Origin of the sequence: Tardiphaga sp. 813_E8_N1_3, assembly GCF_051811025.1 — a bacterium.
Taxonomy (GTDB): Bacteria; Pseudomonadota; Alphaproteobacteria; order Rhizobiales; family Xanthobacteraceae; genus Tardiphaga.
In genome coordinates this window covers 1,063,517-1,088,078 of sequence record NZ_JBPWQE010000001.1, presented here as the reverse complement: position 1 = coordinate 1,088,078, position 24,562 = coordinate 1,063,517, and the positions used below count along the sequence as shown (strand labels likewise).

Annotated in this window: 23 protein-coding genes; 6 read left to right on the top strand and 17 right to left on the bottom strand. The window is 61.1% G+C overall.

Features of this window, described 5'->3' with window-relative positions:
* Window positions 1–3 precede the first annotated feature (3 nt).
* Complete coding sequence (locus AB8A33_RS05115) at window positions 4–882, bottom strand: branched-chain amino acid ABC transporter permease (RefSeq protein WP_439091790.1); 879 nt, start codon at window positions 880–882, stop codon at window positions 4–6.
* 121 nt (window positions 883–1,003) lie between these two features.
* On the bottom strand, window positions 1,004–2,260 hold the full coding sequence (locus tag AB8A33_RS05110; protein ID WP_231079636.1) for an ABC transporter substrate-binding protein: 1,257 nt from the start codon (window positions 2,258–2,260) through the stop codon (window positions 1,004–1,006).
* Between the two features lie 181 nt (window positions 2,261–2,441).
* Between AB8A33_RS05110 and AB8A33_RS05105 the strand changes: the two genes are divergently transcribed.
* Both AB8A33_RS05105 and AB8A33_RS05100 read left to right on the top strand, forming a co-directional pair.
* A complete protein-coding gene (locus tag AB8A33_RS05105; RefSeq protein WP_439091789.1) occupies window positions 2,442–3,140 on the top strand; it encodes a GntR family transcriptional regulator in 699 nt (232 codons plus the stop codon).
* 25 nt (window positions 3,141–3,165) lie between these two features.
* Complete coding sequence (locus AB8A33_RS05100; RefSeq protein ID WP_439061837.1) at window positions 3,166–3,942, top strand: SDR family oxidoreductase; 777 nt, start codon at window positions 3,166–3,168, stop codon at window positions 3,940–3,942.
* Window positions 3,943–4,010: 68 nt separating this feature from the next.
* Here AB8A33_RS05100 and AB8A33_RS05095 read toward each other — a convergent pair whose 3' ends face one another.
* The 5 genes from AB8A33_RS05095 to AB8A33_RS05075 form a co-directional block, all read right to left on the bottom strand.
* Window positions 4,011–5,690, bottom strand: a complete 1,680-nt coding sequence (locus AB8A33_RS05095) for an FAD-dependent oxidoreductase (RefSeq protein ID WP_439091788.1) — start codon at window positions 5,688–5,690, stop codon at window positions 4,011–4,013.
* 24 nt (window positions 5,691–5,714) lie between these two features.
* Window positions 5,715–6,692: a Bug family tripartite tricarboxylate transporter substrate binding protein gene (locus AB8A33_RS05090; protein WP_439091787.1), complete on the bottom strand. Its 978-nt coding sequence runs from the start codon at window positions 6,690–6,692 to the stop codon at window positions 5,715–5,717.
* 54 nt (window positions 6,693–6,746) lie between these two features.
* Complete coding sequence (locus AB8A33_RS05085; RefSeq protein WP_439091786.1) at window positions 6,747–8,480, bottom strand: thiamine pyrophosphate-requiring protein; 1,734 nt, start codon at window positions 8,478–8,480, stop codon at window positions 6,747–6,749.
* A 66-nt stretch (window positions 8,481–8,546) separates the two neighbouring features.
* On the bottom strand, window positions 8,547–10,133 hold the full coding sequence (locus tag AB8A33_RS05080) for an FAD-dependent monooxygenase (RefSeq protein WP_439091785.1): 1,587 nt from the start codon (window positions 10,131–10,133) through the stop codon (window positions 8,547–8,549).
* Between the two features lie 103 nt (window positions 10,134–10,236).
* Window positions 10,237–10,998 (bottom strand): IclR family transcriptional regulator, encoded by a 762-nt coding sequence (locus tag AB8A33_RS05075; protein ID WP_439091784.1) that lies wholly within the window; start codon window positions 10,996–10,998, stop codon window positions 10,237–10,239.
* A gap of 238 nt (window positions 10,999–11,236) precedes the next feature.
* Here AB8A33_RS05075 and AB8A33_RS05070 point away from each other — a divergent pair, with 238 nt between their 5' ends.
* Both AB8A33_RS05070 and AB8A33_RS05065 read left to right on the top strand, forming a co-directional pair.
* Window positions 11,237–12,175, top strand: a complete 939-nt coding sequence (locus AB8A33_RS05070; protein WP_439091783.1) for a tripartite tricarboxylate transporter substrate binding protein — start codon at window positions 11,237–11,239, stop codon at window positions 12,173–12,175.
* A 33-nt stretch (window positions 12,176–12,208) separates the two neighbouring features.
* Complete coding sequence (locus AB8A33_RS05065) at window positions 12,209–13,399, top strand: FAD-dependent monooxygenase (protein WP_439091782.1); 1,191 nt, start codon at window positions 12,209–12,211, stop codon at window positions 13,397–13,399.
* A gap of 54 nt (window positions 13,400–13,453) precedes the next feature.
* On the opposite strand, the gene AB8A33_RS05060 is transcribed toward AB8A33_RS05065, so the two are convergent.
* From AB8A33_RS05060 to mdcA, 7 genes are all read right to left on the bottom strand, one after another.
* On the bottom strand, window positions 13,454–14,389 hold the full coding sequence (locus AB8A33_RS05060) for an acyltransferase domain-containing protein (RefSeq protein WP_439091781.1): 936 nt from the start codon (window positions 14,387–14,389) through the stop codon (window positions 13,454–13,456).
* 81 nt (window positions 14,390–14,470) lie between these two features.
* Window positions 14,471–15,307 (bottom strand): triphosphoribosyl-dephospho-CoA synthase, encoded by an 837-nt coding sequence (locus AB8A33_RS05055; RefSeq protein ID WP_439091780.1) that lies wholly within the window; start codon window positions 15,305–15,307, stop codon window positions 14,471–14,473.
* Window positions 15,304–15,933, bottom strand: a complete 630-nt coding sequence (mdcG, locus tag AB8A33_RS05050; protein WP_439091779.1) for a malonate decarboxylase holo-[acyl-carrier-protein] synthase — start codon at window positions 15,931–15,933, stop codon at window positions 15,304–15,306. The genes AB8A33_RS05055 and mdcG overlap by 4 nt, the downstream gene beginning before the upstream one ends.
* 4 nt (window positions 15,934–15,937) lie before the next feature.
* Window positions 15,938–16,660, bottom strand: coding sequence for a biotin-independent malonate decarboxylase subunit gamma (locus tag AB8A33_RS05045; protein ID WP_439091778.1), 723 nt, complete (start codon window positions 16,658–16,660; stop codon window positions 15,938–15,940).
* Complete coding sequence (locus tag AB8A33_RS05040) at window positions 16,647–17,549, bottom strand: biotin-independent malonate decarboxylase subunit beta (RefSeq protein ID WP_439091777.1); 903 nt, start codon at window positions 17,547–17,549, stop codon at window positions 16,647–16,649. The genes AB8A33_RS05045 and AB8A33_RS05040 overlap by 14 nt, the downstream gene beginning before the upstream one ends.
* Entirely contained in the window at window positions 17,546–17,863 is a 318-nt protein-coding gene (gene mdcC / locus AB8A33_RS05035; RefSeq protein ID WP_439091776.1) for a malonate decarboxylase acyl carrier protein, read from the bottom strand. Before mdcC ends, AB8A33_RS05040 begins: the two co-directional genes overlap by 4 nt.
* A gap of 11 nt (window positions 17,864–17,874) precedes the next feature.
* Window positions 17,875–19,521, bottom strand: a complete 1,647-nt coding sequence (gene mdcA / locus AB8A33_RS05030; RefSeq protein WP_439091775.1) for a malonate decarboxylase subunit alpha — start codon at window positions 19,519–19,521, stop codon at window positions 17,875–17,877.
* Between the two features lie 665 nt (window positions 19,522–20,186).
* Between mdcA and AB8A33_RS05025 the strand changes: the two genes are divergently transcribed.
* Entirely contained in the window at window positions 20,187–21,602 is a 1,416-nt protein-coding gene (locus AB8A33_RS05025; protein ID WP_439091774.1) for an MBOAT family O-acyltransferase, read from the top strand.
* Window positions 21,603–21,608: 6 nt separating this feature from the next.
* Window positions 21,609–22,640: a hypothetical protein gene (locus tag AB8A33_RS05020; RefSeq protein ID WP_439091773.1), complete on the top strand. Its 1,032-nt coding sequence runs from the start codon at window positions 21,609–21,611 to the stop codon at window positions 22,638–22,640.
* A 35-nt stretch (window positions 22,641–22,675) separates the two neighbouring features.
* On the opposite strand, the gene AB8A33_RS05015 is transcribed toward AB8A33_RS05020, so the two are convergent.
* Genes AB8A33_RS05015 through AB8A33_RS05005 form a run of 3 tightly spaced genes read right to left on the bottom strand, consistent with a single transcriptional unit; the run spans window position 22,676 to window position 24,551 of the window.
* On the bottom strand, window positions 22,676–22,813 hold the full coding sequence (locus AB8A33_RS05015) for a hypothetical protein (protein WP_439091772.1): 138 nt from the start codon (window positions 22,811–22,813) through the stop codon (window positions 22,676–22,678).
* Between the two features lie 35 nt (window positions 22,814–22,848).
* Window positions 22,849–23,214: a nuclear transport factor 2 family protein gene (locus AB8A33_RS05010; protein ID WP_439091771.1), complete on the bottom strand. Its 366-nt coding sequence runs from the start codon at window positions 23,212–23,214 to the stop codon at window positions 22,849–22,851.
* A gap of 23 nt (window positions 23,215–23,237) precedes the next feature.
* Window positions 23,238–24,551, bottom strand: a complete 1,314-nt coding sequence (locus tag AB8A33_RS05005; RefSeq protein ID WP_439091770.1) for an aminotransferase class III-fold pyridoxal phosphate-dependent enzyme — start codon at window positions 24,549–24,551, stop codon at window positions 23,238–23,240.
* Between the last annotated feature and the right edge of the window lie 11 nt (window positions 24,552–24,562).

Here is a 24,562-nt window from a genome sequence, read left to right as displayed (position 1 = left end):
GCCTTACTCGAACCGCATGATGCGTTCGCCGAATAAGCCGCGCGGCCGGAACAGCAGCACCAGAAGCATCAGAAGATAGATCGCCGCCGTAGAGGCGGCGGAATAGCCGATGCCGACCATCACGCCCTTGACCAGTCCGACCAAGAGCGCCGCGATCACCACACCCCAGAACGAGCCGAGGCCACCGATCACGACCACCACGAAGGCGGGCGTGATGATCTCCTGCCCCATCGCAGGATGGATCGAATAGATCGGCGCCAGCAACACGCCCGCGAGTCCCGCCAGACCAATACCCAGGGCTGCGACGACCGACATATAGGGCTGCAGCGAGATACCGAGTGCACCGACCATGTCAGGATTCTGCACGCCGGCCCGCACGACGCGACCGAACGAGGTCTTCTGCAGCAAGACCCAAAGCCCGAGCACGCAGGCCACGGCGATGCCGAGCAGCACGACGCGATAGAATGAATAGATAAAGCTTCCGATCGCCACCTGACCGCGCAGCCCCGGCGGGATCGAATAGGACAAAGGCGGCGCGCCGAAGATCATGCGCAAGGCCTGCTCGGCGACCATCGCGAGTCCGAACGTCAGCAGCAGCGAGAGAATGGGATCCGACCGATAGAAGCGCCGGAACAACGTCCGCTCGATGACAACGCCGAGCAGCGCAACGACAACGGGGGCCACGACGAATGCGCCGCCGAAGCCGAGATAGGGCGAAATGACAAGGGTAAGATAGGCGCCGATCGCATAGAACGCGCCATGCGCGAGATTCACGATGCCACCGAGCGAAAAGATCAGCGACAGGCCGAGCGCAATCAGAAGATAATAGACACCATCGAGCAGCCCGTTGAGGATCTGCTGGGTGAGCAACATGGCGGACATGATATGGGCTCCGCAGCCGTGCGCTGACGCGCATCTGACAGGGGTCGGAAGGACGAGACGAAAGCAACTTCGCGAGTAGAATGTCGGCGTCTGGCCCGAGGGCGAAACGCCGACATCGTTGCTAGCTCGGGAATTTGCAGACGTTCTCTTCCGCGGTGGACGCAATCACTTCGAGCGGTTCATCCGGCCCCGGGACGGCCGGGCTCGATGAGAAGATGTCCCACTGGTTCTTGATCTTGTCCGCGGGCAGCGCCGTCACCGCATACATTTCGTGCATCAGCTGATGATCCGATGCGCGGAAGTAGCCGGGACGCGTCTTCAGGAGATCGAACTTCGCACCCTTCTCGAAATGCTCGATGATCTTTGGCGACTCAGCCGATTTCAGCTCGTTGATGCTCTGCGCCACGATCTTGGTGGCGATGTAGTCGCCCCAGGCCTGGTTCTCCGGCGGCTTGTTGTACTTCTTGGTGAAGGCCGCAACGAAGGCCTTGCTGCCGGGCGTATCCAGCAGATGATGCCAGACCACAGGCCAGGTGCCTACGAAATTGCCCTTGCCTGCAGCCCAGGCCAGAGCCGTGTCGAAGCCGAAACCGCCGACCGGGAAAGTCAGACCGAATTCGGCATATTGCTTGAGGAAGTTGGTGATCTGGTTGCCGGCAAGATTGATCACCACGAGATCGGGCTTGGCCTCGCGGATCTTGAGGAGATAGGCAGAAAAGTCCGTGGCGTCGGTCGGCACCAGGTCGTCGCCGGCGAAGTTGCCGCCATTGGCCTGCATGAATCGCTTCGACACGCTTAGCAGGTCATGGCCGAAGGCATAGTCCGCCGTGAGTGAATACCACTTCTTGCCCTTCACGAGACCATCGCGCAGGAACGAGCGGCCCACGGTCTTCACATACATCGAGTTCTGCGACTCGACGTGGAACATGTAGCGCTGACAGTCCTTGCCGCGCAGCGCATCGGAATTTCCGCCGGTGTTGATGAACAGCGTCTTGTTGCGCGTGGCGACCTGCGCGATGGTCAGACACGATGCCGAAGAAATTTCGCCGATGATACAGGCGACCTTGTCGCGCTCGATCATGCGCTCCGCCTTGGTCGAGGCTGTCTGAGGATTGATCGAGTCCTCCTTGAGCAGCTCGACCTTGCGCCCCATCATGCCGCCAGCGGCATTGATCTCTTCAACAGCGAGATCGATGGCCATCACGCCATATTCGCCGAGCGGGCCGAGAAAGCCGGTACGCGGCGTGAGATGGCCGATGCGGATGACGTCGGAGGTCTGCGCACTGAGGATCGAAGGCGCCGACAGGCCAGACGCAAGCGCGAGACCGCCCGCGGTCTTTAGCAGACTGCGGCGCGTGAATTGATTGGTGTTCGACATCAGATTCGTCTCCCTGATACGGCCGCGCGGCGCGGCTGTTTCCCCTCCGGCAGGCGCCGCACTCTTCTGCTGAGAGGGCTTTGTCCGCTTGCCGTGATCTGTGATCACAGTTAGAGTTGCAAAAGACGGGGACTTTGTCGAGTCCCTCCCTGCAATTTCGCGACGATACCCGGAGACCGCGTTGAACCTGCCAACTGCGCTGACCCTTGTGGAGCCGCTCGACCGCCAGACGCTGGGGGAGCGCGCTTACGCGCAACTGGCGGATCTGCTGATCTCGGGACGGCTCGCTCCGGGTGAAAAACTGTCGCTGCGGACGGCCGCCGAAGTGCTTGGCGTGTCGATCATGCCGGTGCGCGAAGCGGTGTCACGCCTCGTCGCCGACAAGGCATTGGAAGTCGCAGCAAACCGTGCGGTGCGTGTGCCCGTTATGTCGGCCACGCAGTTTCGCGATCTGACGAAGGTGCGTATCGCTATCGAGGGTCATGCCGCAGCAGAGGCAGCGCGACTACGTGGAGACCGCAATCTCGCTTCCATCGCTACCGCAGAAGCGGCCATGCGTGCGGAAAGTGAATTGAAGGCACCCGACCTTCCGCGCGCCGTCGAACTCAACAAGACGTTTCACTTTGCCGTTTACGAGGCCGCGCAATCGCCGATCCTGGTCGAGATCATCCGTGCGCTCTGGCTCAAGGCTGGCCCCGTCATCAATCTCGATCTGCGCGGCAATCCCGATCGCCTCGCCAAAGGTGAAGCCATTCGGTTTCATGCGGACGTTCGCAAGGCGATCGAGATCGGCGATGCCGAAGCTGCCAAAGCCGGGATCGCTGTCGATATCACCAGCGCTGCCAATTTCATCCTGTCGCGCGGCGGCCTCTCCGCCTAGTTCCCACAAAGTCCCCGGAGCCATCATGGATCTCAACATCAAGGGTTTGCGCGTCATCGTTACCGCGGGCGCCAACGGAATCGGCCTGGCCATCGCACGCGCCTTTGCCGGCGAAGGCGCACGCGTTCATGTCTGCGATGTGGACCAAGCTGCTCTCGCCGCACTCACAGCGAGTGATCCCGCAATCACACAGACACATTGCGACGTTGCTGATCGTGCATCAGTTCAAAGACTGTTCGATGAGGCAACAGCTAAACTCGGCGGCCTAGATGTCCTCGTCAACAATGCCGGCATTGCGGGCCCGACCGCCAAGGTCGAGGAGATGCATCCCGATGACTGGGATCGCTGCCTGAACATCTGCCTGACCGGCCAGTTCAACTGCACGCGCCTGGCCGTACCGCTGCTGCGCCAGAGCAGCAACGGCTCCATCGTCAACCTGTCCTCGGCAGCTGGCCGCGTGGGCTTCGCGATGCGCTCGCCCTATGCCGCAGCGAAATGGGGCGTCATCGGCTTCACGAAATCGCTCTCCATCGAGCTCGGCCCCGACAACATCCGCGTCAACGCGATCCTGCCCGGCCTCGTCGCCGGTGACCGCCAGCGCCGCGTGCTGGAAGCCAAGGCGCAGCAGCGCGGCATTTCCTTTGCGGAGATGGAGAAAACGGCGTTCTCCTATACGTCGATTAAGGACTACGTCACACCGGAGCAGATAGCCGACCAGATCCTGTTCCTGGCCAGCCCACGCGGGCGCACGATCTCGGGCCAGGCTATTTCGATCTGCGGCGACACCCAAATGTTGGGCTAGCGGTCGATACTCAAGACTCGATGAAGCCAATTGCCTGCTTTGCGCCACTAGCGGGCAGAATTGATGGGTTAGACATTGGCAATCGAGGAGGATGCGCCTCGGATCGTGCTGATGAGCTCCTCCAGATCGGCTGGAAGATCGTCGCTGCGCCACGCGACGTGCTGATCCGGTCGCGCCAGCAGCAGCTTATGCCGATAGACAACAGGTGCTGCCCCCGAGATGATGTCTAGCACGTCGACGGGAACGCCTGACGCGTTCGCTGACTGCATGAAGGCAGTGACGTCCACAAAGGGATCGAAGCGTAGCAGGGTGTAGCCTTGACCGAGCGCATCATATAGCGATCGCCCGTCCGCAAGCGTGAAATGCGGCACGCGCGCGCCGGGCGCTGTGGAAGCGGTGAATTCGCCCATCGAATAAGGAGGAGCAGCTTCGCCGTCATAGGCGATAAGCGGAGATCGCTCGTAGTAATAGCCGAAGTTGAGTCCGGCGCAGCAATATTGCTGGACATTGAGATCGTAAGTCGATTTGGCGATCGAGGCGCGATAAACGTCTGCCTCCGGTCCTTCGGCATCGATTTGGGATGAAACCGCTCCGCGCGCTTTCGTCATCGCATGGGCGTGATTCATCGCGAAGTGCGATACTTGTTCGGTGATCGGCAGCCGTTCGGCTTCGTAAGCTGCAAGGATGCCGTCGGCGCCCCAACCCGCAAGGCGCGCCGCCAATAGCCACGCCAGATTCGCAGCATCGGCGATGCCTGCGTTCATGCCGTAGCCTGCATAAGGCACCCAGAGATGAGAAGCATCGCCGCAGATGAAGACACGGTCGCGCCGCATCCGGTCGACGATCAGACGACGGCCGATCCAATCTTCCTTGCTCAGGAGATCATACGCGAACGACCCGTCGACGCCGAGGACGGTGCGGATCGCATGATCGCGATCGATCGCCTCGAAGTCAGTCACACCGGGCCTAAGATAGACGTGGACCAGCCAGGTCTCTCGTCCGTCGATTGCATAAACATTTCCCGACTGCTGCGGATTGAGGGAGAACGACGCCCAGGCCGGTACGCCGCCCTTTTCGCGCAGCATCGGCAGCAAGCTTGGCGCACGGATGTAACTCGACTGAACATGCTGAAGGGCCACGTCGCCACTCAACGTCGCACCGATGGCCTTGCGGACGCCGGAACGGCCGCCATCGCAACCGACCAGATAGTCGCATGCGATCTCGACCTCCCTTCCTTGCGCGTCCGTCGCGCGCGCCACGACGCTATCCTCTGATGGAGTGAAGTTTGTTAGCGTCGTCGCGGAGAGGATACGAACTCTCGGGATCGCTTCGAGATGTGCGAACAGGACCGGTTCCAGATAGACTTGGTTGATCCGATGCGGTGGCTCGGGCGTCGGCCAGTCGGTGTCGGGGCCTTCCGAGGCAATATAGCGGTCTGCACGACAGGGAATCGGAATGCGCGTGATCTCGCGTCCAAGAAAAGTGGTGCGATAGGCAACGTCATTGGGATAATCCGCGGGTAGACCGGCATCGCGTATTTTCCGAGCCACGCCAAGTCTGCGGAAGATTTCCATCGACCGCGCCGATACGTGGTTCGATTTGACATTAGGTAGCTCACCGCGCAGGCGGGCTTCGAGGACGATCACCTCGACGCCGCGCGAGGCAAGGTCCATCGCGAGCGTGAGCCCGACCGGCCCCGCGCCGACAACAACGACGTCGGCATTCAGGCGAATGGGATCATCGCTCATGACGAAGTCCTCTGCCCGAGACGCTTACTGCGTGAGCCGGATGTTTCCGGCGCGCGCGACTGCGACCCAGCGCTCGATATCGGAAGCGATGATCCGCGAAAACTCATCCGACGTGCTGCCGACGGATTCGATGCTGAGGGTCTTGAGACGCGCGACCACGTCCGGCATCCGGGCGATCCGCACGAATTCGTCCTGCAGCTTCTTCACGATGGCGGGTGGCGTCGCCTTCGGCGCGAAAACCCCGCTCCACAGCACAGCTTCAAAATCCGCGCCGGCTTCCTTCATTGTAGGTACATCGGGCAGTTCCGCCATCCTCTTGGGCGCAGCTACTGCGAGCGCGCGCGCTTGGCCGCCCGTGATCTGACCCATCACCGGGCCGGCGTCAGCGACCGTCGCGGTAACCTCGCCAGCAATGACGGCCGTTACGCTGTCGTTGGCGCCTTTGTAGGGGATCATCTGCATCGGCGCCCCGGTCTTCTGCTTGAAGAGCTCAGTCGCAAGCTGGAACGCGGCGGAGGCCGACGAGTAGTTCGATTTGCCCGGATTGGCTTTCGCATAGGAGACCAGATCCGCGACCGACTTGAACGGCGAGGAGGCGTTGACGATCAGGATCAGTGGAAACGAGCCCAGCTCGGAGATCGGCGCGAAATCGCGAAGCGTGTCATAGTTGAGCTTCTCGTAAACCGCTGGGTTGATGACCATGGCGCCGCTCGCGCCGATCAGCAGCGTGTAGCCATCGGGCGTGGAACGCGCGACATATTCGGTAGCGACGACGGCGCCGGCCCCCGGCTTGTTCTCGACGATGACAGGCTGGCCGAGGCTCTCCGACAGTTTCTGCCCGATCACCCGGGCAATGATGTCGTTGCCACCACCGGCGGTAAAGCCGACGACAAGGCGGATCGGTCGGTTCGGGTACGTGCTCGCATCATCCGAGGCTCTTGCGGTGGTGACATGCAGCGCGAGACCTAGGCAAAACAACACGGCGATACGTCCGGCTCTCATGGTTTCCTCCCGAATGTTCGTGATGATGCACGGCTCTGACGGCCGTTTGCCCCCTTACAGCGGGGTAATTTCGACATGCAAGACGGCTGCGCGGCCACCATCCACGACGGCGAGACAACGATCGATCGCGGCAGCAAGCGCTTCCGGGTCCCTCACATGCTCGCCGTGTGCGCCGAACGCTCGCCCGACTTCGGAAAAGCTTCGCCGCTCGTCCTGTCTTCCGGAGCGCAACCGCGACTGGAAAGCGTTACTGGCGGCTGCTGAACCCTTGGGATAGACACGCTGAACCGACGATTTCACCGCCTGCCAGCCGCCGTTGTCGAGCACCACGGTGAGGATCGGGATTTCGTATTGCTGTGCGACGGCATAGACCGAATCCGGCGACGAGAAGTGAAAGCCCCCATCACCGATGATCTGGACGATGCGGCGTTGCGGCTGGGCCAGCTTGAGCCCGAGCGCCATGCCGCCCGAGAAGCCGAGCCCGCCGCCGGCGAGACCGACATAGCTCTGCGGTTCGGTGCGGACGATCTGCTCCTGCACGATCGGGCCGTTGCGGATCGCCTCGTTGATGACGACGTCCTGCGAGGAAAGCCTGTCGTTCAGCGTCGCAAGAACGTAAGCCGTGCCGAGGCCGCCGACTGTCCCTTGCGTGGCTGCCGCAGCCTTGCGCTTGCCCTCGCGGGCGCGGCGCGCATCTTCCCAGGTCGCCGTGCGTTTCGCGACCGACGCGCGGTAGGAGTCGTCCGCGAGTGACTGCACGCGCTCGAAAACCTGGCGGAGCACCTTTGCGCAGTCGGCCTGAATGCGCATATCAGTCGGGAAACCCCACATCGGAAACTCCGCCTTGAGCGGATCGACATCGATCTGAATCCAGTCGATCTCGGCGAAGCGCCTCGCATATTGCGGAATGAAAGGCACGTCGGTATCGAGCAAGAGTCCGAGATCAGCGTCGTTAAGGACGGGTTGCGGATCGAAGCCGGCGAAGCATGGCGAGGCCTGTGAAATGTTGAAGTCGATCGAATTGAATTCGACGACACGGATGCCGCAGGCAAGCGCGAGCGCTTCAAGGGCTTCCACGGCGTCGGCATTGCGTCCGAGATAGGCGGTGATCGCGATCGGATTGCTCGCCGCCATCAACCTGCGTGCTATGGCATCAACACGCTCCGGATCGATGCCGCCAAGTTCGACGTTGCCATAGCGCGCAGGCGTGTAGGACGGCATCTGGTCAGTGTCCCACTCTTCCGCCAGCGTTTCGCGCGGCAGCATCATATAGACCGGTCCCAGAGGCGCGCTCTGCATGAACGCGCCGGCACGCGCCAGCGCCTCCTTCACGACAACACCTGACGGCAGCGAATACTCCCATTTGACGTAAGGCCGGACGATGCTGGCAATGTCGAACGGATCCTGCACGAAGTGCACATAGGTGTCGCGCGATCCCGGCAGTTCGCCATGCAGCGTGAACGGCGCGCGGCCCGCGAACAGCATCACTGGAAGGCGATAGCGGAACAGATTCTGGATTGCCATGCAGGCATTGGCAGTACCGGCATCGACATGCACGAAGACAGCCTGCCCCCGTCCGGTCGCGAGGGCGTAGCCACCCGCCATATGCACCGCCACGACCTCATGTGGGCAGAGAATGACCTCGGGATGTTTGCGGCCTTCCGCATCCCAGCGCGCGATCTCCTCGATCAGAGAGACATGGTCGGTGCCCAGATTGGCGAAGATGTACTCGACGCCGAGATCGACGAGCCCTTCAAGGAAATAATGCGCAGCGCTGTGACGGCTCATGCCTTGGGTCTCCCTGTGTTTTCGCGCCGTTTTCGGCGTCGTCATCTTGGTCGTCGTTGCGTAAGTTCAGCCGGTGTTACCAATGGCTCGCTGCAGCACTCGTGCGGGATCGCTCGACGCATCTTTCGCGCTGAACGCCACGAACTGGTCTGGCCGCACCAAGATCAAGCGTGCATCGTAATGCGTCTGCGCCGCATCGTTTTTATCCGTCACAACCTTCAATGGCACGCGTAAGGCGTCTGCAGCGGATTTGAATTCCGCGACGGTTTCCGGAGCCGCACCAAGATCAATCAGAGTGAAATCCGCGCCTAACTCGTCATAGACGTCGCGGCCCGACGCCATTCGATATGGCGCCAGATGATGACCGGCACGTGCTACGAATTCATGTGCGCCGATTGCACTCGGCGCACCGCCATTCGCGCCCGTCACGATCGGCGATCCCTCGTAGTTCGGCTCGAACGAATGCACCTCCGACCGAGCGCCTGACGCGCGCGCCTGCCACTCGGATTCAAAGGCTGCTTTGTCGGTCACAGGATCATATGCGGCGAGGAAATCGCGGTCGCTCTCGATCGCCTTCTCGATGAAATCGCGCGCGGTCGAGATGAAGACGGGGCGCCTCTCCTCGTCATAGGTGTCGAGCAGTTCCGGGCCAGCCCAGCCTTGCAGCACAGCAGCCAATTTCCACCCGAGATTGGCGGCGTCCTCGAGACCGGTATTGATGCCGTATCCGCCATAGGGCGGATGACTGTGGGCGGCATCGCCCGCAACGTATACTCGGCCGTTACGGTAGCGATCTGCGATAGCAACGCGCAACTCCCAGAAGCCGATGTGCTCAAACTCGATATCGAAATCCGCGCCGACTGCCTCATGCACCAACGCACGGAAATCGAAGTTGTCTTTGGTAGTGCCCATCGGGACCGGCGCATGAAAGAACCAGGTCGTTCCGAGATCGACCCGACCGAAGAAGCGCCAATAGCCTTTCAGGTCCGGATGCAGGACGTTGTAGAACGACTTGTTCGGATAGCGCTCGAGTAGTTTGTGGAGTCCCTCCGAACGGAACACCAGGAGGACCATCAGCCGGTCATGGTCCGATTTCGTCTGGGTGATACCGCAGGCATCGCGGACCAGAGAGCGGCTGCCGTCGCAGCCGACCGCATACTCCGCCCGCAGCCGACGCGCCTCGCCGCTGCCGCGCGCACGCAGCGAGATTTCGACACCATCATCGTCCTGCGCCACCGTTTCGGCGGTCCATCCGTACAGCGTTTCGACCGAGGAAAGCTCACTGAGCCTCTGCCGCAATACAGCCTCGGTCGCATATTGCGGCAGGCGTTCGTTGTCCATGAAATAGAAGGGGCGCACCAATTCCCGCTGCAACCAATCGTAGCGATAATCGCTCAGGAGCGTGCCATACGCGGTCATGCCGCCGATGCCATATTCTCGCGGTATCGTACGCGCCGCTCGAAGCGCTGGTTCCGCGCCCCAGAAGTGAAAATGCTCCAGCGTACGCTGGGTCAGGTTCTGGCCCCGCGGAATCGGCTGCGGGCTCTCGTACTTCTCGATCAGGACGCATCGGACACCGCGCTGGCCTAGATCGATTGCAAGTCCGAGACCTACCGGCCCACCCCCGACAATGATCACCTGCGGTGAGGACAAAGTCTCAGCCGTCATTCCTCGCCTGCCCACTTCTCGAACTCGTTGGCGTGAAGGGACCGCAGCGAGCTTGCGAAGTCAAGCATAATCTTACAATGTGAGATTTCTATGTATTCTCAGGAGCTGCGTGGGCCGCCGATATCTCATTTGCGATCGCTTTGACGTCGGCGGCGATCCGGTCGATTCCGGCGCCATCCACCAGCGCTCCTGTGATCGTCACGCATACGCTGGCGATCGGTGTGCCACGGTCGTCAAGCACCGGCGCAGCAATGCCAACCGCACCCGCGGTAACCTCGCCGAACGCGACCGCGTATCCCGCCTTACGCACGCGCTTCATGCTCTGCCGGACGTCTTCGACGGTCATGCCGAGTCCGACGGAACGCAGATCGTCGAGATTCTGCTCGATGAGTGGCACCAGGCGCGCGCGTGGCAGATACGCCATGATCGAACGCGCGATTGCGCCGCGGCCGAGCGGCATCGGACGGCCGCGCGGATAGGAACTGACGAGATTCTTTGCGGATGTTTCGGACACCACGCAGAGAATCTTGTTTCCGTACCAGCGCAGGATCATCGCATTGCAGGAGTAGCGCGTCGTCAGCGCTTTCAGATGCGGCTGGCCCGACAGCACCAGCGTATCGGATCGTCGCGCGAGATAATCCATCTCGACGACTTTTGGCCCGAGCGTCACGCTTGCATTGCGCGACGACATCAGAAGGCCGGCGTCCTTCAAGATCTTCAGATATCGATAGAGCGTAGGCCGGCTATAGCCGAGATGCGCCATCAGATCCTCGGACGTCCACTCCAGCCGCTCCTCCGAGAAGACCTCGAGGACCGCGAGCACTCGCTCCAGACTGTTGCTTGGTTTCATCTCGCAGGACGCATGATCTGTCGTCGCTCCAATTCGGTCCCGCATCGCGGCTCTCACGGCAGATACTTTTTCCGCATGACTAAAATCAATCTTGAACTGGCCGACCGGATCGGCTCATACTCTCTACAATCTTACAATAAGAGATTTTGAGATTTTTGCCAGCTGGGTGTCACCGGCGGCCATGACAGCGAGGAAACGCATGCCCGCGAGACATTCACGTCGCACGGTACTTGGACTCATGGCTCTGGCGCCTCTCTCGGCCAGGCCAAGCTTCGCCCAAATATCGTCGCAGCAGCCCATCCGGCTCAATGTTCCTTTTTCGCCGGGCACAGGCCCCGATCTGCTCGCGCGCCTGCTCAGTGAAGAACTGCGCCAACGCTGGAATCAGCCGGTGATCGTCGAGAACAAGGCCGGGGCGAGCGGCAATATCGGCACCGAGGCCGCGGCCCGTGCTGCGCCGGATGGCCAGTCCCTTCTGGTGACGGTCAATACGTTCGTGATGAATGCGAGCCTCTATCGTGCGCTTCCTTACGATCCGGAGAAGAGTTTCGCGCCGATCGCGGAGATCGCGACGGGTGCGCTTGCCTTGGTCGTGCATCCTTCGCTCAACGTCAACACGCTGCAGGAACTGATCACGCGTGCTCGAAGCAAGCCGGATGAGATCAACTATGCCTCACCCGGCCGCGGCACGCCGCAACATCTTGCGATGGAGCTGTTCAAGCTGACGGCGCAAGTCAAGCTGACGCATATTCCCTATCCGGGTTCGGCCGGCGCCGTGAAGGATCTCGCGGGCGGACATGTGTCAGCCATGTTCCTGCCGATCCATACCGCACTCCCTCTCGCAGAAGTCGGACAGATCCGTATCCTCGCCGTTGGGGGCAAGTCTCGGGCGCCGCAGGCTCCAAATGTGCCGACACTTGCGGAGGCCGGCGTTGCCGATTTCGACGTGGATCTGTGGTACGGCGTCCTCGCCCCGGCAGGCACGCCGAAGGCGATCGTCGACCGCTACAATGTCGAGTTCAACACGATACTGAACCAGCCAAACGTTCGGGCGCTTCTCGACAAGCAAGGCTTGATCGCGCGGGGCGGCCCACCCGATCAATTGGCAGCGCTCATCGCGAAAGATCGTCTGCGCTGGGCCAAAGTCGTCAAGGATGCCGAGATCACCTCTGAATAGCCTAGGCAGACCACGCCCGCAGGACACTCGATCATGACGCAGCGAATTCTGATTGCGGGGGCCGGCATCGCGGGGCTTTGCACGGCGATCGCGCTGATACAGCGCGGTTTTCACGTGACGATTTGCGAGCAGGCCGAAACGTTGCGCGAGACCGGTGCCGGTGTGCAGATCAGCCCGAACGGAACGCGGGTGCTCGCATCCCTCGGCGTGCTCGATGCGCTACGAGATCTGGCAGTCGAGCCGACGGCCAAGACGATCCGTTTGTGGAATAGCGGTGAGACGTGGTCGCTCTTCGATCTCGGCGCCATGTCGGTCGCCGAATATGGTTTTCCCTATCTGATGGTCCATCGCGGCGACCTGCACACGACGCTGGCAAACGCCGTGAAGCAACTCGATCCGGACGCGATCCGTCAGGGCGCCGGCGTTGTCGAGGTCGAGAACCACACCGATGGCGTGACGGTGTCGTTGTCGAGTGGCGAACGCGTCAGCGGCGATATCCTGATCGGAGCCGACGGCATCCATTCAGGCGTACGGTCGGCCGTATTCGGAGCCGGACCGGCGCATTTCACCGGCTGCATGGCATGGCGCGGAGTCATTCCATCATCGCGCCTGCCGTCGCACATCCGACGCGATATCGGGACGAACTGGGTCGGCCCCGGCCGCCATGTCGTGACCTATCCGCTGCGACGAGGCGAACTCTTCAACTTCGTCGGCGTCGTCGAGCGCTCCGGGTGGGAAACGGAATCCTGGACCGCCAGGGGCACCCGGGCCGAATGCGCCGATGACTTCGCTGGATGGCATCCGGATATCCACGCACTGATCGACAATATTGACGTGCATTACCGATGGGCTTTGATGAGCCGACCGCCGATGGAGCGATGGTCAGCCGGACGCGTGATTCTGGTCGGCGACGCCTGTCACCCGATGTTGCCCTTCATGGCGCAGGGCGCCGTCATGGCTATCGAGGACTCGATCACGCTGGCTCGCTGCCTTGCGGCAAATCGCGATGATCACGTGGCCGCCTTCTCTGCCTATGAAGCCGAGCGTGTGACGCGCGCAAACCGCTGCGTCGTCGCGGCCGAGCGAAACCGCGACATCTTCCATAATGAGCGTCTAATGGATGCAGACGACGCAAGTCGCTATGTATCTATGCAGTGGAGCGAACCGAAGGTCCGCGACCGCTATCACTGGCTTTTCGCGTTCGATGCGGTAGTCAAAGGTTGATGCTCGCCCGCCGGACAGCAGCAGCCGCAGCAGGTAATCCTCCCATGTGGAGCACTATCCTACTTTTCCCGCGATCCAAGTGCGTAGTCCCGCGAGCGTTCTAAATTCACCGGCAGATCGTGCACTTACTCTTGGAATGGCTTCGGACACCATCGCGCTTAATGCGTGCCCCGGCCCAAGTTCCAAGAACGTAGTCGCTCCGGCCTCAACGCAACTTTCCAAGCATCTTGCCCACTCAACGGTGTGGGAAATCTGATCGGCGAGCTTCGTCTTTCCCGACGCGATATCAAGTACCGCGGTTCCATCGATACCGCTATAAAGGCGAACGCCAGCTATTAGCGCCGGTCGGATTTCGGCGTCCTTCAAGGTTTTTGAAAAGGCAACAGATGCCGTTGCAAGCCACCGTGTGTGCGAGGCAACATGAACTTTCAGACGCACTAATCGCTGCGCACCGCTCTTTAACGCTTCTTTCTCGAACGCATCGAGCGCGGCAATCGCGCCGCCAACCACGAAGCCGTCGCCAGGATCAACGATCGCGAGCCCAATATCCAACGCGTCGCAAAACGCGTCAATCGTCTTACGCGTCAGCCCCCGGACGAACGTCAAACCTTGCGCGCCGCGGCTGGCCTCATTCATTGCTTCCGCACGCGTGGCGACAAGGTGGAGCGCATCGGCACCACCGATTAATCCCGCGAGCGCCCACGCAGCTACCTCTCCGACACTGTAGCCCGCAACCAAGCGGTGCCTCGGCAAAGCATCGCCTAATGCAACCTGGAGTGCGACGGCCTGCAGCACGCACAGTATCTGCGCGTTCCGGTTCGCTTCCAGCACCTCCGACGCAGCATTCCGCACAAGGTCACGCGGATCATTGCCATCGAGCAGGCCGGCAGCAACTTCAAACAGCCTGGATGCCTCAGGTGCGTCGGCGACGAGATCGAACATTTCAGCGTTCTGCTGGCCTTGACCCGAACACAGGATGGCGAGTGACATCGGCGATCCTATTGCGGATAGAGGAGCAGGATCGCGAAGAAAATGGAGACAAGCCCCTTCAGGATGATCGAGACCATGGCCTTATGACTCCTGCCCCTCGACGAATAGCGCCATTCCGAGAAGATCGGCACAACCGCCGGGACTCAGCCTGCGGGCGACAAACGCCTTGTGCATGGTGACGGCACGTGCGCGCCATGCAGATGCGCCGCAACCACCCGCATCAATGAACGCGCGTGCCTGACCTTGCGCGAACGCGTGTCCTTCAGCGCCGCCGCGATATAACAGGTTGGTGTCCGCGACCCGTGCCACAAGCATCATCAGAGTGTGGACTTGCGCGGCTTCCGGATTGCGGGGTGCGAGGCGGCGCCCTTCCGCCAGCGCGGGAAGCGCGACCGCGTAAAGCGAAGGAAAGCCCGCCGAAGCCTCCGCGCGTGCGCCTCCGGCGCCATGCTGCCGCGCCGCCGCGCTGCCGTGGCTGTGGAGCATGACCGGACCGCCGACGATCTCCGGGCCCCATCGGTGCGCCACGATTGCCCCAAGCGTGCCTGGCATGGCGTAGCGCGCGCGAAATCCCGCTGCCGCGCATAGAAGCCCCATACCGAAGATCGCGCCACGATGGGTGTTCACGCCACCGGTGACCGCCATCATGGCGATCTCAGCCTCGACCCCGATCGCCCGAAGGCGCCCCATTTCGGCACCAGCAGCTCCCGCGCCCGCCAAGCGCGCGAAGAACGGCCCAAGCGTATCCGCGCTGCGATCCATCATCACCGCATCCATGTCGTCATGCGCGCCGTTATCGACCGGGCTGACGAGACCGGGCTTTGGATAGATGGCAATTTCGTGCTTGAGGCAGACCGTTGCGGCACGGCCGATAGCCTCGGCATCCACCCATTCGAAAGGCTGAAGAAGCGCTGTCATGCGAATACCGACTGACGCGGGATCATCTGATTCCCGTCACGAGCCTTGGCCAGAACGTCGGAAGCGCTACTGGCCCATTCGCGCCATTGGATCGCAAGCCCACTGGGCGCGACGAGCTCGCCGTCGATCCCCATCGGGGCCGACGCTTCGATAGGAGCGATAGCCGCAACGAGGGCGTCGGCGTCACGCGTCCTCATGACCTGCCACAGCAGATCGATGTCTGACGTGGCCGAGACATACGGCAAGCCGGTCAGATACTCCCAGGCCAGGCTGCCGAAGCAGCGAACGTCGGGCTCGATCGCGACCAGCGCGGCGAGCGTCGGGCGCCACGCAACCGGAGCGAAAGGAATCGCATCGGCCAGCAACGGCGGCAGACTGGTTGACATGACCACCTCAGGTGCGACCGCGAAGGCCAGGCGCTGCTTGCCCATCGATGGCGGAAGCGGGAGGCCGAGCGGTATCCTGCCCGCGACATCGCTGCAAACCTTCCGACGCGCAATGAGCGGTCGCCCGCGGATCGCCCATTCCTCGATGGCGGAGATCGCCTTGAGGTTCGGCTGCGCGTCGACCAGAGCGGGCCAGGCGGCCGGATCGATATGCACTATCTGGTGTCTGTCGAGATGCATCGGATCATCCCCTTGCCTGTGCGAGTGTCGCGACCTCGTTGGCGATGATTGCCGCCTTTGGACGGCCGCCACGCACCTTGCCGAGCATTGCGCGGTCATCACCGTTCCGCGGTCGCGCCAGCAGTGCCGCCAGTTTGTCCGAGAGCGGCGCGTCAGGATCCCACGTTTCGGCGATCGCGCCGGTTTGGGCGAGATTGTCGAGCCCCGGTGCGAATACCGGGGTGGCCTTGGCCTTTTCCTTCAACACTTCGATCGGAAGCTTGGTGACGCGCGCCATTGACGGGAGGTCCATGACCTCCGGGTGAGCACCCGGCAGAGCCACGAGTGTGTCGCATGCCAATGCGGTCGCGATGAATGCGCCAGCCGCGCTGCCGCCATAGAGCAGACCGATCGTGCGGTGACCATGCGCCTCTGCCAGCAACAGGGACTTGGCGAGATGTGCGAGATATTCGCTGAGTCCGAGCATCTCGTCGCGTCGGCTCATCCGCTGGCTCGACGTATCCACCAGGAGCAAGATCGGCCGGCCATCGCCGCTGTTAGCGAGCGTCAGTACATGCGCGGCGAGCTGGAGCGCTTCCTCGATACCAATCGCACCGCCGCCGCCCGCGCCGATCACGTGAACCGAGACAGTGTTATTCATCGACCCCGTGCCAAATGACAGATTGCCATGGGTCGTGACATCGTGCCCAGATGGAAACAGCGAATTCAGGATTTCAGCGGGCGTCATCGGCGCTCTCCCTATGTTCAGCGGCCAGCGCGATGAAGCGATCCGCTGGCATGTCTGGCACCGAATCCGGGTCGTCGATGCCGAGTGTGGCCCAGATGTCGGTGGCGTCGGCCGCCTCGCCGAACCGGGCGATGCGTCGTTGGAGTCGCGTCTGTTCGGCGGCCAAGGTTTTCGCGTCGAGTGCTGCGGGATGCGCCAGCGCAACGATCGCGGCGTTCCGGAATGCCAGGACGTCATCATCGACAAACGCGTCCGCGCCACCGATCAGCATTCGCTGCTTGCCGCCCATCGTCCGCCACACAAACGCACGGTCGCGCGAGTCGAACTCCTCGACTCCCTTGTTCGTCTCGATCACCTCGGGGCCCGATACGCTGATGCGCCCCTGTTCGGACACGATCAGTGTCGAGCAGCACCCCGCAATCAGGCCGCCACCGCCATAGCATCCGGCGCGTCCGCCGATCAGCCCGACGACGCGAACTCCAGCCATCCGCGCTTGCACAATGGCGCGGATAATCTCCGCGATCGCCAGTTCTCCGGCATTGGCTTCCTGCAAGCGCACACCACCAGTGTCGAACGCAATGACCACGTCGCGCTTCATTGCTTTTGCTGCCTGCAGCAACCCTGTGAGTTTGGCGCCATGGACCTCGCCGAAAGCGCCTCCCATGAATCGCCCCTCTTGCGCAGCGACCAGCACGTTGGTGCCATCAATCGTCGCGGCGCCAACGACGATGCCGTCGTCAAATTGTGCCGGAAGATCGAAGACCGCGAGATGCGGGCTGATCTCGCGACGCTCGGGGCCCATGAATTCCGCAAAGCTGTCGCGATCGACGAGCGCTGCAACACGTTCACGCGCGCCTGCCTCGTACCAACTTTTCTGTGTGTTGCTCATGCCTCGGGCTCCTCGATCGAGCGGACGCCCTGGGCGAGCCGCAACGAAACGGTGTCAGGCCGAGCGCCGCCATCGTTGATCGCAATGCGCAGTCCCCCGGCGGCGCGGCGTGCGACAAAGTCAGCGGTCACTGCTTCCCACAGCGGCTGAAAACCGTGAGCAGCGGTATTCACCTCGATGATGCAGCGCCCCGGTGCTCCGCCGCGTTCGAGCAATATTTCGAGATTGCCGGAGGCTACGACCCCGACCAGCGCCATCGGACGCGTCCCCGTGGGTGCATTGGGTGCCGCCAGATCGAACGACAGTTTTTCCATGACCGTTCCTCCTACCAGTTGCGAAAGCGGCTCGGCGGCCGATACAGCCCACCCGATGCCAGCATGAGATCCTTGATTGAGCGGGCGGCGAGTATATTGCGGTTGGCATCGAGTGGATCGATGCCAAGATCCTCAGGACGCTGGATCACCTTACGCTCGCGCAACCGCGCGACCATTGCCTTGTCGCGCCCACGGCCGACCCCGGTGAAGCCGGCGATGCCGCGGATCGCCTGCTCCCGCTCGTTTTTGTCGCGGCACAGCAGAAGGTTGGCGATCCCTTCCTCGGTCACGATATGCGTCGTGTCATCGGCGTAGACCATGATCGGCGCCAGCGGCAGATTCAGTTTCTCGGCAAGTTCGAGAGCGCCGAGCTTCTCAACGAACAACGGGGCGTTCCCCTCGCCGAACGTTTCGCCAATCTGTACAACGAGCTTCCGGCCGCGTCTGAGCGCTGCGTGCGTATCGGGATCCGCCTCGGCACCCGCTTGTAACCATGGCGCACTCGGATGCCGCCTGCCGCGCGCATCAGATCCCATGTTGGGCGCGCCGCCGAAACCCGCGACCCGGTCCGCGGTCACGGTCGAGCTGTGCCCGGAGAGATCGATTTGCAGTGTCGAACCGATGAACATGTCGCATGCGTAAAGCCCCGCAGCCTGACTGAAGGCGCGGTTCGATCGCAGCGACCCGTCGGTACCGGTGAAGAAGATGTCAGACCGGGCGGCGAGGTAATCTTCCATGCCGACCTCGGATCCGAAGCAATGGATCTGCTCGACCCACCCTGCCTCGATCGCGGGAATGAGGGTCGGATGCGGATTCAGCGCCCAGTGCGTACAGATCTTGCCTTTCAGGCCAAGCTTCTCGCCATAGGTCGGCAGCAGAAGTTCGATCGCCGCGGTATTGAAGCCGATGCCGTGGTTGAGCCGGCGAACACCGTACGGCGCATAAAGGCCCTTGATTGCTATCATCGCGGTGAGGATCTGTGTCTCCGTCATCGCCGCCGGATCGCGCGTGAACAGTGGCTCGACATAGAAGGGCTTCTTGGCATCGACCACGAAATGAATTTGGTCGCCGGGAATGTCGACGCGCGGCAGCGTGTCCACAATCTCGCCAACCTGGGCCACGACCAGGCCGCTACCGAAGCTGGTCGCCTCGACCACGGTCGGCGTGTCCTCGGTGTTGGGACCCGTGTAAAGGTTGCCATGGCGATCCGCGCTGACCGCGGCGATCAGCGCGACCTGCGGTGTCAGATCTACGAAATAGCGTGCGAACAGCTCCAGATAGGTGTGGACGGCGCCCAGCTCGATCTTGCCGCTGAAAAGCATCTGAGCAATCCGCGCCGATTGCGGCCCCGAATAGGAAAAATCGAGACGCTTCGCGATGCCCTTGTCAAATAGGTCGAGATGCTCGGGAAGGACGACGCCGGACTGCACCATGTGAAGGTCGTGGACGCGCGTCGGATCCATATCGGCCAGCGCACGTGCAAGCAAATCAGCCTGTTTCTGGTTATCGCCTTCCAAGCAGACCCGGTCGCCCGGTCGCAGGACTGCTTCGAAGAAATCGACGAGCCTGTCGGCGTCGATCAGCTTTCCGTCCGCGAATGAGGCACCTGCCGCAATCCGCTCCGCACGCACGCGCTTTCGAGTGTCCCATTGTCTCATAGCACCATCCTCTGTTTGCGGATGCCAGCCGGGCAAGCCCGGAGTATCGAACGGCCAGCGGGCATTCCGGAAGTACCGAAACCTTCAGGCGCGGAGACGACACGATCAATTGATCACGATAGAAGCTTACAGTGTCGGCGCATCAACTTTGCGCCATCACCACGCAAATCGGTCCAGATCCCAAGCAAACATCGGTAGCTGGCTCAATTGTGTCCCCTAAAGCCATCGCGCAAGGTCGCCCCCTCGCCTTCTGCGACGACCTGGAGTTATCGCCCTCCGCCCAGTTTCGATCGTTAAAATACCAGTGCGTCCAGCACCGGGTTCAGATGCGTCGATGTCGCGAAATTCTCGATGGCATCGTTGCCCCAGAATCCCGCCAAATCGCGTCCCGCGGGATAGCGCTTTTCGCCACGGGCAGCGTCAATAGCAACTGCTAGAACAAGTCATAATGGTTGCGACATCCTTTCGGTTAGCTAGTTTACGAGCTGACCAAATTGCGATGCGATTGTGTTCCGTGTCGAAGCGACGATTGCTTAATTCGATGCAGCAGGTTCGGTGTTGCCAGCCTCCTCCGAGAAGGCTGAAAGCGTGACGCACACCTAAGTATACCTCTGTCGAGTACATTGAGGATTATTCTAGCTAGAAATCTGGGAAACTCGTGGCCTATGCTATTTACCGACCGAACCTTCCTCTTCGGCTTTCTTCCGCTGGTTCTACTGCTCTTTTACATGGCAGCGGCCGCCGGCTGGCGCGCCTTGACGATTCCGATCCTACTATGCGCTTCGCTTGCCTTCTACGCTCTCGGCGATTTGCACCACCTGCCAATCCTCGCGTGTTCGGTTCTCGTCAACTTTCTCCTCGGCAGCAAACTATCGAAGATGCAAATCGGAACGAGACGGCGGGGTGCAGTCTTCACAGCCGCGATTTTGTTTAATCTCGCATTGCTGAGCGGCTACAAATACACTCACTTTGTTCTCGAGAATGTTTACTCATCGCTCGGGCTCGCCTGGCAAATCCAGCCGATAGCGTTGCCCGTCGGAATTTCCTTCTACACCTTCACTCAAGTCGCATTCTTGATCGACGTTTACCGGGGCCATTTTCAGCGAAGTACGTTGACTTCCTACGGTCTCTTCGCGACGTATTTTCCTCACTTGGTCGCAGGTCCGATTATTCATTGGCGCGACGTCATTCCCCAGTTCGAGCGACTGTCAAAAGCAGATGCCACGGCGGTTGGATGGATTGTGTCACGATCCTGTCTTCAAGAGGGAATTCTTCTTTTCTCGATTGGACTGATGAAGAAGCTGCTCATAGCCGACCAATTGGCGCCGATTGTAGACAATGGCTGGAGGAGCATTGATACCGTCGGGTTCCTTGACGCTTGGCTTCTCAGCCTCGGTTATACCTTTCAATTATACTTCGACTTTTCGGGGTACGCCGATATGGCCATCGGAGTTTCGCTTCTGTTCGGCGTACGACTACCGTTGAACTTCGACGCCCCCTATCACGCTCATTCAATACAGGACTTCTGGCGTCGTTGGCACATAACGCTCTCGCTCTGGCTCAGGGATTATCTCTATATCCCACTCGGCGGGAATCGGCTCGGTACAACACGCACTTACTTCAATCTCTTCGCCACTTTCCTCCTTGGCGGATTGTGGCATGGCGCTGCTTGGACATTCGTTGCTTGGGGCGCACTTCACGGAGCTGCGTGCTGCATACAGAAGGCATGGCAGGCGGCAGGCTTCAAATTACCCCACTTGGCTGGAGTTCTTATGACGCTCCTTTTCGTCAATTTCGCGTGGGTTTTCTTCCGTGCTCCCGATCTGAACTCGGCTGCCGCAGTGTTGAAGGCCATGCTCTCTCCGTCGGCCGGCGTAAATGAGAGAATACTCGTTATCTGGCCACTTCTAATCGTGGGTGCAACTCTGATCTGGCTTTGCCCCACCAGCACAGCCCTGTCCAGGATTGAGACACGCAATAAGACTGTGTGGGCGGGCGCAACGGCCGGATTTGCACTACTACTCGCCTTTGTTGCTACAAATACGTCTCTTCCCTCACCGTTCATCTATTACAATTTCTGAGGTCTCGTGAGGCAGCTCGTTCTATTTGCGGCGTCTATGGTGATTGGCGCACTATTGGCAACCGCTACGCTTGTCGGAACTTACGACGCGTTGACCAGCGCCAATCGATCGGTCCCGTTTGATCACAGCAAGTTTCTTCTCGAAGCCGTCGTCGGCCCAAGGATAGTGGTCGACGGGGGTTCCAGCTCGATGTTCGGAATAGCGCCGGACATGATTGAACAGGAATTCCGCATTCCGGTCGTGGTCGCAGCGGACAACGCAAGCATTCCATTGACGATGAAGGTGCATCGCATATTACAATACGCACGTCGTGGCGATATCATCATCCTCCCTCTCGAATGGGTTTACTATACTCGCTCGCAGATGCCGTCCGACTTTATCGATAAGACGCCAGACGAATACGCTTCCTATTATGGCAGCCTGCCGTTATTGGCTCGCCTGCAGTTTGTCGTGAGATCCCTGTCACTGCATAACGTATCGGATGCGCTTCGCCTTTACTTCAAGCCCAGCCTAGCACGCGATCACGTCGCCAACATCGGGAAGCTGCTGCGAAATTTCCCATATGGCGATCGTAAAGACGATAGCCGACGACGATCAAGCGTAACCGGTATCGAATGCTCGGAATATCTCGGTTCGGAAGGGCCGATCGTGGAAGACATGCGCTGGGCAGCGCGCGCATTGCGTGACCTTCAAAACAGGGCCGACGTCCAGATTTACGTGACGTGGCCGGCGATCGCGGGCGAGGGCTGTTATCACTCCGATGACCTTCAGCGAAATGCGCGTTTGCTATTTGCCGAAATGGGCATCGTTACGATCGGGGAGCTCGCGGACTCTTCCTTTGACGCCTCTCACATGCTCGATACGTACTACCACGTGGATAGCGCCGCAGCGCGTGTGAGAACCAGGCGCTTAATCGATCGTCTTTCGAAGACGCCCCGCTTCGCTGAACCTTCTTTGGCCGCGTACCAATCGACCGCGGACCAGGGACGCGAAGCATTTCGCACCCTTTCCGGCCGCTATGCTCCGAAGGGCAATTGAAGCCTGACGCATGCGTCCAATGCCCGGCATCTCTATCAGCAGGCACGCTGGTCAGGCGCAGCGTGATCTGGCCGTGCGGTCGCCGTCCGCACCAGCGCGTCGTAGAGGACGCCTTCAGGCAGCGGCAGCGCGTTCGAGCCGCCGGGCGGCCAGAACGGAGAGACGGCACTCACGACAAGCCTCCTGACAGGTACATTTCAGCAATTGGTCAGGCGAAGAAGTGCCAGACCTTGGCAATGATCTGCCAGCGGCCATCGATCTTGATGAAGGAGAGCTCGTTGACGAAGCGCTTCGGCAGATACATGTCCTTGACGCGGGCATGAGCCGTGGTCGGCGATGCCACGGACACGCTCACGATCTCGTCCTCGCGCGGGTCGCCCCGCGACGCCGACGACGGCCGCGCGGCAACCATGCCCATATAGGTTTCGAGATCGAGATTGACGAGCGTGCCATCGGTTGCCGAGGACAGCCGCACCTGCGGGTGCAACACCCGACGGAAACCGGCGACATCGCCGTGATACAGCGCTTCGAAATAGCCGGCGATGACGGCGCGGATGTCCTGTTCGTCTTGCATCTTCAAGTCTCTGTTGTCGTGTGTCAGTTGAGGCCACCGGAACGCGCGTGTTCCTGGTCGGCAAGTTCGAGCCCGTGATCGAGCGCTGCGAGCAGGCGTTCGGCATCCGCTTCGCTGATGATCAGCGGCGGCGCCAGGAACAGCGAGGTCTGCTCGCCTGATGTGCCGATCACCGCGCCGGCTTCCATCGCTCGCGCGGCGACACGCGAGGCGATCGGATTTTCCTTGGTGTCGGCAGCCCATGAACGCCAGTCGGGCCCGTGCAGTTCGACGGTCCAGTGCAGACCCTGGCCTGCGACGCGGCTGACGCTCGGATGACTGCGCGCAAGCTCAAGCAGGCGTTTTTTGAAAAACGCTTCCATCGCACGCACGCGCGCCAGAATGTCCTCTTCCGTCACCACATTGAGATAGGCACTGATGGCGGCCATGCTGATCGGATGGCCACGCAGCGTGCCGTAGTTCTGCCAGCTCGATCCCTTGAGCTGCTCAACGATCTTCTTGGACACGATCACGGCAGCGACCGCTGCAGCACCACCGCCGAGCGACTTGCCCATGGTGACGATATCCGGACGGCTCTTGGCGCCCTGGAACGCGAACCAGCGGCCTGAACGGCCAGCACCGGTGACGACTTCGTCGGCGATCCAGATCGAATTTGCTTTCGCGGCGTGATCAGCGACTTCGTCCTGATAGTCGCCGTCGTGGTAATTGCCGCCCTGCGTGTAGTCGATGATGGTCGCCGCTGTATCCGCCAGAACAGCGCCGGCATCGGCGAGCACGTCTTTGACCGGCTGGTTGCTGAGCGGCGCGCCGTAGATCGCCCCGTCAGGTGCAGGCAGGATCTTCACCGGCGCCATCGGCGCGGGCAGACGCGAACCGCCGGCCTGCACGGCGAGGCCGCCATGCCAGTGCGGCTGCACAGTCATGCTGCGCGACAGACCGACGAGGCCGTGATAGGCGCGCTCGCGCGTCGCCAATGCCGTCTTCTGCGACAGGGCTTGGCACAACGATAGCGCCATGTCGTTGGCCTCAGAGCCGCTGATACAGAAGCGCACGCCGCCGACCCAGTCCTCCTCGCCCGCGAAGGCGGTGCCGATCAGATCATCGGCGGCTTTCTCGCGGCCGATCCAGGTCCAGCCCTCATTCACGACCGGCGTATCCGCGGCTGCACGAATGGCTTCCACCATTTTCGGGTGGCGATGGCCGAGCCCGCCGCCGGTATTGCTGCCGTCGATCAGGCGACGGCCATCCTGCAGATGGAAATACACGCCTTCGCCGCCAACCACTGTCAGGGGTGCGCTGTCGCCTGCATTGAGGCCGGTCCGCAAAAGTCTACTCATTGCATGTCTTT